Annotated in this window: 12 protein-coding genes; 3 read left to right on the forward strand and 9 right to left on the reverse strand. The window is 70.5% G+C overall.

The features are described 5' to 3' along the window. From NRP21_RS26400 to NRP21_RS26425, 6 genes are all read right to left on the reverse strand, one after another. Complete coding sequence (locus NRP21_RS26400; protein ID WP_257719235.1) at positions 1 to 834, reverse strand: FAD binding domain-containing protein; 834 nt, start codon at positions 832 to 834, stop codon at positions 1 to 3. Next, positions 831 to 3,209, reverse strand: a complete 2,379-nt coding sequence (locus NRP21_RS26405) for a xanthine dehydrogenase family protein molybdopterin-binding subunit (RefSeq protein ID WP_257719236.1) — start codon at positions 3,207 to 3,209, stop codon at positions 831 to 833. The genes NRP21_RS26400 and NRP21_RS26405 overlap by 4 nt, the downstream gene beginning before the upstream one ends. 49 nt (positions 3,210 to 3,258) lie before the next feature. Further along, the gene (locus tag NRP21_RS26410) at positions 3,259 to 4,233 is read right to left on the reverse strand and encodes a Bug family tripartite tricarboxylate transporter substrate binding protein (RefSeq protein ID WP_257719237.1); all 975 of its coding nucleotides are present in this window, start codon (positions 4,231 to 4,233) and stop codon (positions 3,259 to 3,261) included. Positions 4,234 to 4,294: 61 nt separating this feature from the next. Beyond that, positions 4,295 to 5,581, reverse strand: coding sequence for a TRAP transporter large permease (locus NRP21_RS26415; RefSeq protein ID WP_257719238.1), 1,287 nt, complete (start codon positions 5,579 to 5,581; stop codon positions 4,295 to 4,297). Beyond that, entirely contained in the window at positions 5,578 to 6,081 is a 504-nt protein-coding gene (locus NRP21_RS26420) for a TRAP transporter small permease (RefSeq protein ID WP_257719239.1), read from the reverse strand. The genes NRP21_RS26415 and NRP21_RS26420 overlap by 4 nt, the downstream gene beginning before the upstream one ends. Positions 6,082 to 6,085: 4 nt before the next feature. Then, positions 6,086 to 7,075 carry a TRAP transporter substrate-binding protein gene (locus tag NRP21_RS26425; RefSeq protein WP_257719240.1) on the reverse strand — a complete coding sequence of 330 codons (990 nt, stop codon included), beginning with the start codon at positions 7,073 to 7,075 and terminating at the stop codon, positions 6,086 to 6,088. Positions 7,076 to 8,307: 1,232 nt separating this feature from the next. Between NRP21_RS26425 and NRP21_RS26430 the strand changes: the two genes are divergently transcribed. Next, positions 8,308 to 8,667 carry a hypothetical protein gene (locus NRP21_RS26430; protein ID WP_257719241.1) on the forward strand — a complete coding sequence of 120 codons (360 nt, stop codon included), beginning with the start codon at positions 8,308 to 8,310 and terminating at the stop codon, positions 8,665 to 8,667. A 296-nt stretch (positions 8,668 to 8,963) separates the two neighbouring features. Here NRP21_RS26430 and NRP21_RS26435 read toward each other — a convergent pair whose 3' ends face one another. Continuing rightward, on the reverse strand, positions 8,964 to 10,007 hold the full coding sequence (locus tag NRP21_RS26435) for an SMP-30/gluconolactonase/LRE family protein (protein ID WP_257719242.1): 1,044 nt from the start codon (positions 10,005 to 10,007) through the stop codon (positions 8,964 to 8,966). Between the two features lie 31 nt (positions 10,008 to 10,038). Then, entirely contained in the window at positions 10,039 to 11,049 is a 1,011-nt protein-coding gene (locus NRP21_RS26440) for a Bug family tripartite tricarboxylate transporter substrate binding protein (RefSeq protein WP_257719243.1), read from the reverse strand. 122 nt (positions 11,050 to 11,171) lie between these two features. Here NRP21_RS26440 and NRP21_RS26445 point away from each other — a divergent pair, with 122 nt between their 5' ends. Next, positions 11,172 to 12,074, forward strand: coding sequence for a LysR family transcriptional regulator (locus NRP21_RS26445; protein ID WP_257719244.1), 903 nt, complete (start codon positions 11,172 to 11,174; stop codon positions 12,072 to 12,074). Positions 12,075 to 12,168: 94 nt separating this feature from the next. After that, positions 12,169 to 13,395 (forward strand): FAD-dependent oxidoreductase, encoded by a 1,227-nt coding sequence (locus tag NRP21_RS26450; RefSeq protein WP_257719264.1) that lies wholly within the window; start codon positions 12,169 to 12,171, stop codon positions 13,393 to 13,395. A 16-nt stretch (positions 13,396 to 13,411) separates the two neighbouring features. Here NRP21_RS26450 and NRP21_RS26455 read toward each other — a convergent pair whose 3' ends face one another. After that, complete coding sequence (locus tag NRP21_RS26455; protein WP_257719245.1) at positions 13,412 to 14,386, reverse strand: Bug family tripartite tricarboxylate transporter substrate binding protein; 975 nt, start codon at positions 14,384 to 14,386, stop codon at positions 13,412 to 13,414. Positions 14,387 to 14,416 lie beyond the last annotated feature (30 nt).

The raw sequence follows: 14,416 nt of genomic DNA on the forward strand, positions 1-14,416 counted from the left end.
TCAGTCCTCCGTTCCCACGGCGCGGCGCAGCAGCACGCGGGCGAGATGGATGCGGTGCGCGGCGGTGACTTCGTCACCGCCCATGGCGTCGAGCCCGCCGAGCATCTGGCAGGCGGCCCCGACGCCGCCCGAGACCAGGGCGGCCTCCGCTTCGGCTTGGCGGCGGGTGGCGCTCTCCACGCCGCAGAGGGCGATGCGCGCCTCCGCGACGCGGGATCCGTCGCGGCGCAGCGCCAGGGCCAGCCCCGCCATGGCGTAGTCGCCATGGCGGCGGGAGACCTCCTGGAAGGCGTGCGTCCAACCCGGGCGAATGGCCGGGATCTCTACATGCAGGATCAGCTCCCCGGGCTCGATCGCCGTCGCATAAACGCCGAGGAAGAACTTCTCGGCCGCGACGCGCCGCTTGCCGCTCGCGGAAGCCAACACGATGGTGGCGCCGAGGCAGGTTACGCAGGCCGGCATCTCGGCCGCGGGATCGGCGAGCGCCAGGCTGCCGCCGAGCGTGCCGCGGTTGCGGATGGCGGGATGCGCGACATGGTGCAGGGCCTGGGCCAGCAGCGGCGCGGCCTGCCGCACCAGCGGCGAGGCCAGCACCTCGGCATGACGGGCGCGGGCGCCGATGGACAGCACGCCATCGGCCAGGGCGATCGCGTCCAGCCCGGGGATGCGGTTGATGTCCACCAGCATCCCCGGACGCGCCATACGCAGGTTGAGCATCGGCATCAGGCTCTGGCCACCGGCGAGGACGGAGGCCTCCGCGCCTCCGTCGGCCAGGATGGCCAGGGCGTCACTCAGCGTCTCGGGGCGGGCGTAGTCGAAGCGAGCGGGCTTCATTCGGAGGCCTCCAGCGTGCCGAGGGCGCGCAGGATCACGGTGGGGGTTATGGGAAGTTCGGAAACCCTGGCGCCGCGCGAGGCTAGCGCGTCGTTCACCGCGTTCAGCACGGCAGCGGGGGCGCCGCAGGTGCCGGCCTCCCCCGCGCCCTTGGCGCCGAGGGCGGAGCCGGAATAGGGCGTCTCGACATGGCCGACAGTGATGTCGCAGGCGTTGTCGGCCATGGGCAGGAGATAGTCGGCCAGGGTCCCGGTGAGGAACTGGCCATTGCCGGGATCGTAGCGGCAGGCCTCCAGCAGTGCCTCCCCGATGCCCTGCACCACGCCGCCCCGGACCTGCTCCTCCACTAGCAGCGGGTTCAGCAGGCGCCCGCAGTCGCCGACGACCCAGTGGCGCAGCGGGGTGACGATGCCCGTATCGGGATCGACCTCCACGAGGCTGGCCTGCAGGCCGTTGGTCGTGAGGAACACATCCTCCTCCCGCCGGAACTGGTGAGTGGCGGTGAACTGGGGCTGCACGCCGCCCGGCAGCTCGTGGCCGCGGAAGAAGACGGTGGAAGCCAGGTCGGCCAGCGCCATGCGCGGGGTGCCGTTGGCGTCCACGACCTGGCCGCCGCGCAGGTCCAGCGCCTCGGGCGCGGATTGGAGAAGGGCTGCGGCGGTCTTCAAGATCTCGGCGCGCAGCTTGCGGCCGGCACCCCAGGCGGCCTCCCCGCCAACCCCGGCGCCGCGCGAGGCCCAAGCGCCACCGCCATGCGGGGCACTGGCCGTGTCGCCGGTGTGGATCGTGACATGGGAGGGGGGCACGCCCACTGCATCCGCCACCACCTGCACGATGCCCTGCTGGATGCCCTGGCCGATCTCGGCCACCGAGGCGCGGGCGACCACGTCGCCAGTGGGCTCGAGCGTGACGACCACCGTGTCCATCGCGGCCACGGGGACATGGGCGGGGCCATAGGCCCCCGGGCCGGAGGCAGTGTACTCGACCACTGCTGAGAAGCCGAGGCCGACGCAGCGGCCCCTCGCCCGCATCGCCGCGATCTCGGCCCGAAGCCCCGGCAGATCCAGCAGGCGCTCGAACTCGGCGAGGGTGGCGGTGTGGGACAGCTCCGCCATGCGGCCGCCCGCCGGATTGGTCCAGGGCATCATTGCCTCGGGCAGGAAGTTGCGGCGGCGGAACTCCAGCGGGTCCTCACCGCGCGCGGCGGCGGCCAGGTCCATCAGGCGCTCAGTCGTCGCGCAGCCGATGGGATGGCCGACGGAGCGGTACTGGCCGGTCGGCACCTTGTTCTGCAGCGCGCAGCGCAGGCGGGCGCGGTAGGCGCCGAAGTGATAGGGCGCACCGACGGTGCGAAGGACGCTCATCGCCTCCACCGTCGAGGAGCGGGGATAGATGGAGTAGGCGCCGAGGCCCTGGATATCGTCGGCGTCGAAGGCGAGGATGCGCCCCTCGGCATCCACGGCCATTCGGGCCTGCATGACGTGCTCGCGCGCGTGAATGTCAGCCATCAGCGCCTCGATCCGGTCGCAGACGTAGCGCACGGGCCGCCCGGTGAGGCGGGAGGCGGCGCAGATCGCGACTTCGTCCGGGTAGACATGCATTTTGATGCCGAAGCCGCCGCCGACATCGCCGGCGATGACGCGCACGCGGCCCATGGGCAAGTCCAGCAGATCCGCCAGGTGCACCTGCATCTGGTGCGGGATCTGGTGGGACATGCGAACCTCCAGCGCCTCAGCGGCCGGGTCGTAGGTCGCCAGGACGCTGCGGGACTCTAGCGGCACGCCGGTGTGGCGGGTGAAGGTGAAGCGCTCCTCCACGACGAGGGCGGCGCTGGCGAAGGCAGCCTCCACATCGCCGCCGCCGAATTCGGTGCGCCAAGCGAGGTTGGAGGTAAGTCCCTGGTGGGTGGACGGCGATGCGGCGTCGAGGGCCTTCGCCGGATCGGTGACTGCGGGCAGCTCGTCCCATTCCACCTCCACCAGCTCCAGGGCGTCCTCCGCGATGGCGCGGGACGCCGCGAGGACGAGGGCGACGGGCTCGCCCTGGTAGACGGCGCGCTCGCGGGCCAGCGGGCCCTGCTCGGGGGAGACGAGGCCGGGGAAGGCGCGGGATTCGGTGCGCCAGCTCCGGCAGAAGGGGGCAAGGTCCTCGGCCGTCAGGACCGCGCGCACGCCCGGCAGGGCGCGCGCGGCGTCGCGTCCGGTGATGCCGAAGGCGGCGTGCGGGAAGGGGCTGCGGAGAAAGGCGGCGTGCAGCTCGCCCTTGGCGGCGTTGTCATCCGTGTAGCGGCCACGCCCCTCGATCAGGCGGCGGGTGGCGGCGCGGGGCATGGGACGGCCGATCCAGCCATCCGGCGGCAGGGCGGTGTCGGGCATAGTGAACCTTGCGAAGCGGCGGGAGGGACGCGCCCCTCCCGGACAGGAATCAGGTAACGGTCACGCCGGCCTTGCGGATCAGGGCGTGCCAGCGCGGCGTGACCTCTCGCACCAGCCTGCCCAGCTCCTCCGGCGTGCCGGGGGCGGGGGTATGGCCAATCTCCTTCAGCCGGGCCTGCACGGCGGGCACGCGCAGCGCGTCGTTCATCACGGCGTTGATCCGGTCCACGACCGGCTTCGGGATGCCGGCCGGCCCCCAGACCGCGTCGAAGGTGGCGAGGTCGAGCCCCGCCACGCCCTGCTCGGCGAAGGTGGTCAGCTCCGGCATGGAGCTGGAGCGGGCAGGGCCGGTCATCGCCAGCCCCTTCACCGCGCCGGACTGGATGTGGCTGAGCACGCTGACCGGGGTGGCGAAGGAAACGTCGATGCGCCCGCCGAGCATCTCGGTGATCGCTGCCGCCTCGCCGCGATAGGGGATGTGCTCCATGGGCACGCCGTGGTCCTGATGCAGCACCTCGCCGAAGAGGTGGGCGGCGGAGCCGTTGCCCCAGCTTCCGTAGTTCACGGGGCGGCCAAGGGCCTTCGCCCAGGCGATGAAGCCCGGCGCGTCGCTGAAGGGCGCGGCTTTCGGGGCGGTGAGCAGGATGCTGGCGTGCACGGCCATGCCGATGGGCGTGAAGGCCGTCATCGGATCGAAGGGCAGGCTGGGGTAGAGGGCCGCGCTGCTGGTGACCGTGCTGTTGATCGTCAGCATGATGGTGTGGCCGTCCGGCGGAGCCTTCGCCACCAAGTCGGCCCCGATGGTACCGACGGCGCCCGGGCGGTTCTCGGTCACCAGCGGCTGGCCGAGGGCGGGCGACATCCGCTCGGCCAGCAGGCGCGCGATCACGTCGATCGCGCCGCCTGGCGGGAAGGGCAGGATGAAGCGGATGGGACGGCTGGGGAAGGCCGTCTGGGCGCGGGCCCGAGCCGCGAGCGGTGCGGCCAGGGCCAAGCCGAGGAGGGGGCGGCGCGGGATCGTCATCGGGAAGCCGGTCCTCCGGGGATGGCCGTGCGGGGCCGTGGCGCGCGGTTCTGGTGCCGCATCATGTCAGGCTGTGCAGGCCGAGCGCCGCGGGCAGGGCGTAGACCACAATCGGCACGAAGGCGATGAGCAGGGCCACGGCGAGCATGGTGACGAGATAGGGCCAGAGATGCCGCGTCAGGTCCGGCAGGGTGGCGCCGCTGATGCCGAGGATGATGTAGAGCCCGACGCCGAGCGGCGGGGTGAAGAGGGCGATGCCCATCACCGTCGTCATCACCGTACCGTAGTGTAGCAAGTCGATCCCCAGCTCCCGTGCGATAGGCACGAAGACGGGGATGAGCATCAGCATGCCGGGGATGCCGTCCAGCAGCGCGAAGAGCACGAGGAAGACGAGGATGCTGAGGATCATGAACATGGTCCGGCCGCCGCCGACGGAGGCGATCAGTTCGGCGAGGGCCTGGGGCACCTGCTCCACCGTCATCAGCCAGGCCAGGATGTTGGCGCCGGCGATCATCAGCATCACCGCGCCGGTCGCGACGCCGCTGCGGACAAGGGCGCGGGCAAAGAAGGCGGGCGTGATCTCTCGGTACAGGACCATCCCCGCGAGGGTGGCGTAGGCAACGGCCACGACGGCCGCCTCGGTAGGGGTGAAGAGGCCGCCGAGAATGCCGCCGAAGATGATGAGGGGCAGCAGCAGCGCCCAGCCGGCGCCGAGGAAGGTCCGGAAGCGCTCGCGCCAGCTCAGCCGCGGTTCAGGCTGGAGGCCGCTGCGGCGCTCCTCGATCCGCAGGTGCAGCATCAGCGCCCCCGCCATAATGATGGCGGGCAGGAAGCCGGCGGCGAAGAGGGCGGCGACCGAGGTGTTGGTAACGCTGCCATAGACTACCATGGTGAGGCAGGGTGGGACGAGGATGCCCATCCCCGCCGCCGCGGCGACGATCGCACCGGCCCGGGCGCCGCTGTAGCCGCGCTCCTTCATAGAGGGGATCATCACGGCGCCGACCGCGGCCGCATCGGCATTGGTGGAGCCGGAAATGCCGGAGAAGAGCATCATCGCCAGCACCACCACGTTGCCGAGGCCGCCGCGCACATGGCCCACCATGGCGGTGGCGAAGGTGATCAGACGGCGGGAGATGCCGCCGGTTTCCATCAGCTCGCCCGCCAGGATGAAGAAGGGGATGGCGAGATAGGTGAAGCTGTCGATCGCGCCGAAGGTGCGGCTGGCCACGATGTCCAGCGGCACGCCCTCCATCAGCCAGAGGCCGATCGCGGCGGCGCCGCCCAGGGCGAAGGCGATCGGCGTGCCGATGACCACAAAGACGAGGAAAAGGGTGAGGACAGCAATCATCCGACGGCTTCGGGCAGGGGCGCCTCGGGCTGCGGCTCTTTGATGAGCAACCCGGCTAGGAGGTGGAAGAGCATGAGCGCGGCGCCGACCGGGATGGCCGCGTAGGGAAGCGCCATGCCGATGGGGAGAGTGGCGGAATCCTGAAGAGAGGCCTGCGAGGTCTCGTTGATGCCGGTCTGGACCAGGATCACGAGGAAGCCCGCGCTCACGATGACGGCCACCCCCCGCGCGGCCAGTCGGCCGGCGTGGGGGAAGCGCTGCACCAGCGCGTCCAGGACGTAGTGCGTTCCCTCCCGCGTCGCGAGCGCGGCGCCGAGCAGGCTAACCCAGACGAAGAGGTAGCGCGCGGCCTCCTCCGACCAGATCAGGGGCTCGTTGAAGGCATAGCGCGCGACCACCTGGGCGAGCGTCGTCCCCGTCATCGCCAGGACGAGCAGGGCGAGGGCGAAGGCTTCCAGGCGCGCGAGCCAGGTATCGGCGTAGCGGAGGGTGGACGTCATGCGCTCAGCCGGCGGTGGCGACGATGCGATCGACCAGCGGCTTGCCCAGGCGCTCCTCGAACTGCGCGTAGGTCTTGCGGCCGATCTCGCGGAATGGGGAGAGGTCGGGCTGGGTGATGTTCACCCCAGCGGCCTTGATCTGGTCCAGCGCGCCGGCATCGCGCTTGTGGCGATCCTCCATCACCGCCTTGCGGCCCTCAATCGAGGCCTTCCGCATCACCGCGCGGAGGTTCTCCGGCAGGCGGTTCCAGCCGCGCTCGCTCATGACGAAGGTGTTAACCAGCATCATGTGGTTGGTGATGGCGAGGTTCTTCGCAACTTCGAGGTGGCGTGAGGAGAGAAAGGTGACGTTGTCATTCTCCGCGCCATCCAGCACGCCCTGCTGGAGGGCTGTGTAGACCTCGCCGAGGGCCATCGGCGTGGGCGCGGCGCCCAGGCTGCGGAACAACGCGATGAAGGAGGGGTTGGGGATGACGCGGATCTTTTGCCCCTGCAGGTCCGCCACGGCGTTGACCGCCTTCGCCCGCGTGTAGATGTTCCGGAAGGTCACCTCCCAGAAGTTCACTACGCGGAAGCCGGAGGCGGCGGCACGGCGCACCAGTTCTTCCTCCACCACCGGCCCGTCCAGCAGGCGAAAGGCGGCTGCCTCGTCCGGCACCAGATAGGGCAGATCCAGCACGCCGAACTGAGGAACAAAGGTGACCATGCTGGCACTTGCGTCGATGATGCCGTCCAGGACGCCGGCCTGCACGTTCTGCCACATCTCCCGCTGCGCCCCGAGCTGGCTCGAGGGGAAGAGGTTGATTTTCAGCTTGCCGCTGCTCTCCTGCTCCGCGACCTCGGCCATGCGGCGCGCGCCGACGAGGATCGGGTGCTGCGGGTCCAGGGCGCTGCCGATCCGAAGGGTGCGCACGTCCTGGGCGGCCGCGCTGCGCAGGAAGGGTGCTCCTAACGCTCCTACAAACAAACCCGTGACAGCACGACGGCGCATCATCTCAGTCTCCAAGGTCGCGCGGATCAATGCCGCGAATAGGTGATCGACGCAGCAAGTTCCGTGCCGCTAGATTGGCGATGTTCAGATTATTGCTCACACGAAACTGGAACGATTACTCCAATAGGCTAACAAAGAGGCAATCTGAACCTGCGCTCCCCGTTATGCATTGCTGTTTTCTTCCAAACTTCTGCGGCCGTGGGGAATTTCAATTTGGCGCGGCTGCTCTGTTCTCGTGATTAGATTGCGACTTCCTTTTTAAGGGTAGAACAAATTCTGGCGCAGCCTGATGCCGAAACGGCAACACCTGATCTCAAGTGCTTCAGCTTCGCGATCAGGAGAGCGGACTAAGAAGTGAGGCAGGCGAATGAGCGACTGCGCTTAGGGCGAGGGCTCCCAGGAACTGCCACGGACTACCCCGGCCTCGGCACAGCGGGCCCGCACCCTTAGCGTGTGAGCGACTGGCGGGCGGTAATTGACTCTGTCCGCGCCGCGGGTGCCATGTCGGAGGCGCGGGCGGGGCGCAGCTATGCGATTTGGGGCCATCCTCAGGGCGGCCAATCCGGGGCTCCTGGCAAAGGCATACGGGCCGGAGCTACAGCTGGCTTGCGTTGCCGCTGCTGCCTCGGCGGCGGAATTGGCTGCCCTCCTGGGGGACGATCTGGGAAGCCCTCCCGGGAAGAACCCCAACCGCAATGATGCGGTGGTCGTGGCAGCGGGTCTTCAGCGCGCCGACCGAGGAGGCCGTAGTTCCGGGCGCCGCCTCTCCCACGGAGCGACTGCCGAGCGAGTGCATCGAGTCCATCTACGACCTGATTGCCCGCAAGAAGTCCGAAAAGCCCCTGGACGGCGGACCGCTTCGCAGGGCTTCTAGCCCCTAATAACTACGCCTCGCCGCACTGATTATTCATGCGTGCGTCAGCCAATGTCCGCTTCCAGGAAAGCGGCGAAGGTGGCCCTATGACCGCAATGGGCATATTCCGTTGAAAAACTCGGCTGTTGATCGGGCTGCTTCTGCTGATTCCCTGTTGTTGAGCAGCAGGGGCCAGGAACCATGATGAGGCCGCGGCAAGTTGAGCAGGCAGCTCTGTTCTACGCGTTCTCGCTCGAGCGTCATGTCCCGGCTACGACGTCGGCACGCGCGTCAGCCGCATGATGGCGAAGGACCTGCTGGGCCGGGGCATCCACTTCCCCGGCGTCGTGGGCGCGATCGCCGCCACGGCGGGGGAGGCCGCATGATGCGGCTCAACGCGGCCACGCTCGCCGCCACGCACGGCCATGCGAGCCTGCTGCCGGTCGCGCCCTACCACCCGGCCTTCTGCGGGTCGGAGGGGCAGAACCTCTACGCCGGCTGGCCGAACCTATCGGGCCTGCACTTCGCCGCATTGGCGCGCGCGGGCTATGGCGGTTTGCCGGATTTGCTGGAGGCTCCGAACGGCCTCGCCCAGGCCCTAGGCTGGACGGGGGACAGGGCGTTGCTGATAAAGGGGGTGTGCAGGGCCTCGGGTAGGACTTCGCCATTCTCCAAACCTACTTCAAGCCGTATCCTTGCTGCCGCTGGCTGCATGCACAGGTCCGGGGCGTGCTGGACCTGATGGGTCGGCACGGCCTGGATGGGCAGGCCGTCCAGGGTATCCGGGTCGCCACTCCCGGCTTCGTCGCGATGTACGTTCGGCCTCGGGGCTGGACGCGCTCCTGCTGAAGTTCGGCCCGTTGATGGAGGGTGCCTGCGGGTCGGGTGCGCGTGAAGCCTGGGCTGACTGGTTCCGCGCGCCTATCCTGCGGGACCGCGATCTCAAGTCACTCTGGCAGCTGTTGGCGCTGCCGCTGGTTGTGCCCGTCTCGCGGTGACGGCGTGGCAGGCCGCGGCAGCCCCGGGAGCTGGCCGCTGTTATCTGCCGTGCCTGAGTGGCGGGATCTGCGTCTCAATGCGGTAAAGCCCACCACCAGCGATGGCCGCGATGTAGAGCCAGGTCCGACCGTCTACGACGGCGAGCTCCACATTCGTCGGCTTCTCCGGCGTAGGCACGAAGGCAATTTCCCGACCTTCGGACGTGTAAACCCGCACGCCAAATCGTGCTGTCTGCACGGCGGCATAGATGTTCCCGTCCCGATCCAGCCGAATGCCGTCCGCGCCGCCGCCGCCCTCCCCGTCGAAATCCACAAGGACGCGGCGGTTACCCGGCGTGCCCTCCGGCGACAGGTCGTAGCGGAGGATGTGCATGTCGCGGTTCCGCCAGGGAACGGAGGCCGGGATGCGCCGGTCCGCGAGGAGGAAGTCGGCCTCCGCCACATAGAGGGCGCGCCCATCCGGGGAAACGGCGATACCGTTCGGCCGCGACACGTCCGCCAAGACCAGCTGCACCGATCCGTCGGGATCGATGCGGTACACGCCCATGGCAGGTTGCTCGACCGGCTCGTGCCCGAAGTAGCGTGGGTCGGTGAACCAGATCCGGCCCGCGGCGTCGATGTCGAGGTCGTTCGGCGCGTTGAAGGGCCGGGCGCCGTAGAGCCCGGCGAGGATGGTCGCCCGGCCGCTCGCCAAGTCGGTGCGGGTCACGATGCGGCTGCCGAAATCCGCCCCGTGCGCGACGACCATGCGGCCTTGCGCGTCGAACCGGATGCCGTTCGCCATCCCGCTCGGCGAGCGGAAGATGCGTGTCTCGCCCGTGCGAGGATCGTGCCGCCAGATATGGCCGGCGGCCATGCCTGTGCGCCAGGTCTGGGTGATGTCGCTGAAGTAGATCGCGCCATCCGGCCCCTGCGCGGGACCCTCCAGGAAAAAGCCCTCGCCGAAAACCTTCTCCAGCCGCGCGCCCGGCACGACGATGGGTTCCTCCACGACTGCCGGCGCCTGCGCCGCCGCGCCACGTGCCGAGGCAAGGGCCGTGAGGCCCAGCACGGCGCCCCTGCGCCCGATGGTCCACTTGCTCATGACGTCCCTCCGGCCACCGCCCGCGTCGCCCTCAGCCGTCAGCCCTGATCCCGAGGCGCTGAATGAGGCCGCCCCAGCGCTCCACCTCGGTGGCGACGAAGTCCGTGAAAGCGTCGGGACCCATCCAGCCCACGTCGAAGCCGGCACGCTCCAGCGTCGCGCGCGTTGCTGCACCGGCCAGGGCGGTGCGGCATGCCTCCGCCACGCGGGTGATGACGGCCGGTGGTGTGGACTGGGGCGCGAAGAGCCCGTTCCAGCCGAAGCTCACAGCGTTCGGCACCCCGGCCTCGCCCAGCGTCGGTACCTCGGGGATCTGTGCTGCCCGGGTCTCTGCCGTGACGGCGACGCCGCGCAGTCGCCCTTCCGCGATCTGCGGCAGGACAGCGGCGATGGGACAGAACATCGCGTCGATCCGCCCCGCCAGCAGGTCGAGCACGGCCTGCGGAAAGCCGCCATAGGGCACATGGACGAGCTGGATGCCGGCGCCGAGCGCGAACTCCTCCATGGCGAGGTGGCTTGCCGAGCCGGCGCCGATGGAGGCGTAGGAGAGCCCGCCAGGACGACGCCGCGCGGCCTCGGTGAAGGCTGCGACGGTCGCGACGGAGGTGGAGCCCGAGACGACGAGAACCTGCGGCGTGCGGACCAGTAGCGCGACGGGCCGGAGGTCGTGCAGCGGGTCATAGGCGAGGTTCGGCACCATCGCCTTTGCCGTGGCAATTGAGGAGTTATTGCCGATGCCAAAGCTGTGCCCGTCCGTCGCACGCGCGGTCGCCTCGGCCCCGACACGGCCCGCGGCGCCCGGCCGGTTCTCAACCACCACGGCCAGGGCCTGGGCCTGCCCGGGCTGGCCGAGCGACGCGGAGAGGTGGGGCGCCAGAGCTCGGGCGAGCGTGTCCGGCGTGGTACCGGGCGGGAACGGGACGATCAGGCGCAAGGGCCGCACGGGCCAGGCCGGCTGCGCCAGCGCGGGCTCCGCGGCCGCAGCGAAGGAGGCGGCGAGCAGCATGCGACGCGAGAGGGTCTGAGGGCTTCGGGGCATCATCGGGCACATCCTCCAGGCCGGCCGCGCCGGTACTTTTCTTTCCCCCAGGATGGCGGCCCGGCCCTGCCTCCTCCAATCGGGTTTCCGGACTAACCTATAAGCGGATACGATGGGGGCGGGCCATGCGGACAGGCGTCACCGAGCGGCAGCTCGCGGTGTTCCGGGCGGTGATGATCGCGGGCACGGTCAGCGCCGCGGCAAAGCAGCTCCACCTCTCGCAGCCCGCGGTGACGGGGATCATCCGGCGGCTGGAAGACCTTCTCGGCCTGCCACTTTTCGAGCGGGCGGGCGGACGCCTGGTGCCGACCGTCGAGGCGGGGCGCATCTTCGCCGAACTCCAGATCGCGCATGAGGGCTTCGCACGGCTGATGGCCAATATCCGCGGCATCGCCGAGGGGCGCAGCGCGACCTTCCGTTTCGGCGCCTCCGCCAGCGTCGGCCGTGACCTGGTGCCGCGCGCCCTCGTGGCCGTGCTCTCCAGGCATCCGGACCTGCGCGTGGAGTGCGACCAGCCCTCGCGCGACCGCACGGCCGACTACCTGCTGCTGGGTGAGGGCGAGTGCGTGCTCACCCTCGCCGCCGTGGCCGATCCCGGCATCGGCACCCGGCATCTCGGGGACGGGAGGCTCGTTCTCGTCGTCCCGGCCGGTCACCCCCTGGCGGTAGGCGGGCCCGTGGGGCCGGCGGAGCTTCAGGGCTACCCGCTCATCTCCTTCCCGCCCGGTCCGGTGCATGGCGCCCATATCGACAGGCTTTTCACGGAGGCGGGGCTGGAGCGGCGGACGCAAATCCAGGTCCGCTCAACCGACGCGGCCCTCGCCCTCACCGCCCGCGGTCTCGGCATCGCGCTACTCGACAGCTTCAGCGCCAGGGGCTGCGAGCCCCTCGGGCTGCGCGCTCTTCCCGTGAAGGGCAGCCCGACCGTGCCGCTACTGCTGCACTGGTGCCGGCACCGCCCGAAGTCGCGCTTGGCGCAGGAGTTCGGGGATGCCGCGGCCGCCCTGATCGATCTCGCCACCGCATAGGATCGGCTTATAGAGGGCACAGCACTCCCGATTGGCCCATGCCGGTTCGAGAGGGCAGCTTCCGCCCTGCCGGGAGGGACAGGGCTTGGGCGAGATGTACGATGTGGTCGTCGCGGGCGGCGGCGCGGCGGGGATCGGCGCCGCGCTCGGCGCGGCGGCGGCCGGGGCGCGGGTGCTGCTGCTGGAGCGCTACGGCTTCCTGGGCGGCGCGGCGACTAATGCGGGCGTCCTCACCTATTGCGGCCTCTACCAGGCCGGCGAGACGCCGCGGCGCGCCGTGGGCGGCGCGGCAGACCGGCTGCTCGCCGGCCTGGCCGCGCTCGGCGGCGAAGTGGCCCCCATCCGCTCCCGCAGCGGCAACTGGATCGTCCCCTTCGATCCTGAGGCGCTGAAGCACGCGGCCGATCAGGCGGTCGTGGAGGCCGGCGTGGAGTGCCGCCTGCACGCGCTGGTGACGGGCGCGGCACGGGCGGGCGCGTCGCTCGAAGCCCTGCGCGTGACCGACCATGCCGGCACGGCAGGGATCGCCGCACGCGCCTTCGTAGACGCGAGCGGCGAGGCGACGCTCGCGGTGCTAGCCGGTGTGCCGCGGGTGGTTCCGCAGCCGGATGGCCAGGTGCAGCCGGGCTCCGCAACGATGCGGGTCGGCGGGCTGCCGCCGGATGCGATGCCCGGCCGAGAGGTGCTCGCCCGCGTCGCGGCGCGCGCGAACGCGATGCTGCACGGCACCCCGGTGCGGCCCGATGGTGGCGTCTTCATGCCGATGCTGGGTGCAGGCGAGGCTTGGTGGATGTGCGTGGACCTGCCGACGGATGGCCTCACGGCCGAAAGCCTCACCCTGGCCGAGACGGCCGCGCGCCGCGCCGCCTGGGCGGTGGTCGCGGCCCTGCGGGAGGAGCCAGGCTTGGGCGGCGCCCACCTCCTCTCCACCGGTCCGCAGTTCGGCGTGCGGGAGACCCGGCGCTGCGCTGCGCGCGCGGAGGTGACGGGCGCGGCGGTGGCCGAAGGGCGGCGCGACCCGGCCGGCGTGGCGCGGGGCGCCTGGCCGATGGAGGTGCACGAGGCGCCGGGCCGGGCCTCCTACACGCCGGTCGGCGGGAAAGGTTTCTACGACATCCCGCTCGACACGCTTCGGGCACAGGGTGCGGACAACCTTTGGTACGCAGGCCGCGTCGCCGGGGCCGACCGCGCCGCCTACGGCTCCACCCGCGTGATGGGCACAGCCTTCGCGACCGGGCAGGCGGCGGGCGTCGCCGCGGCGCTCGGGGGAGACGCCGCCACGGCGCGGGCGGAATTGCTGCGCCAGGGGGCGATCCTCTGACCCGCCCCCGGGCTCCTCATTGGACGCTGATGCCGCGGGCCCGGATCAACTGGCCCCAGCGGGAGACCTCCCCGCGCAGATAGTCCGGCCACTCCCCACCGGGGCGGATGTTCGGCTCCACGCCCAGGGCGACGAGCCGCTCCCTCACCTCTGGCGCTGCCATCGCCGCCGCCATCCCGGCCCTTAGGCGGTCCAGCACCGCGTCTGGCGTGCCGGCCGGTGCCAGCAGAGCAAGGTCCTCGCTCACTTGCACGCCCGGCAGTCCCGCCTCGGCGAAGCTGGCGACTTCGGGCGCGAGGGCGACGCGGCGCAGGGAGGCGACGGCCAGCGCCCGCACCTCACCCGAAGCGATGAAGCCCATTACGGCGGAACTCGGCAGCACGGTCATGCTCGCCTCCCCGCTCATCACGGCCTGCACCGCCGGCGCGGCGCCGCGATAACCTACATCGTTCGCGCGGATGCCGGCCTCTTGGAAGAAGAGCTCCGCTGCCAGATGGGCCGAGGAGCCAGTCCCGGCATTCGCGAAGTTCTCCCGGCCGGGAGCACGGCGCGCCAGGTCCACGTACTCAGCCAGGGTGCGGGCTGGGTGGTCGCGGCTGACCAGCAGGAACATCGGCATGGAACCGATCAGCCCGACAGCGGCGAAGGCACGCTCGTTGTCGTAGGGGACCGGCAGGAGGTTCGGTGCCATGGCGAAGGCGCTGATGGTGGTGAGCAGCAGCGTGTAGCCGTCAGGTCGGGCGCGGGCGACAGCGGCGGCCCCGATCGTGCCGCTGGCCCCGAAGCGGTTGTCCACCGCGAAAGGGCGGCCGAGTTCCGTCCCGAGGCGCTGCAGCACAAGCCGCGCGAAGGCGTCCGTGGAGCCGCCTGCCCCGAAGGGAACGATCACGGTCACCGGACGCGCCGGGTAATCCCCCTGGGCCTGCCCTGCCGCCGGAACGGAAGCGGCGGCTGTGGCCAGTCCGGCTAGCCATCCACGCCTGTCGATCATGTGCCTAGACCTTTCCTCTGTTCCGTGTGC

Origin of the sequence: Roseomonas populi, assembly GCF_024594815.1 — a bacterium.
GTDB classification, from domain to species: Bacteria; Pseudomonadota; Alphaproteobacteria; order Acetobacterales; family Acetobacteraceae; genus Roseomonas; species Roseomonas populi.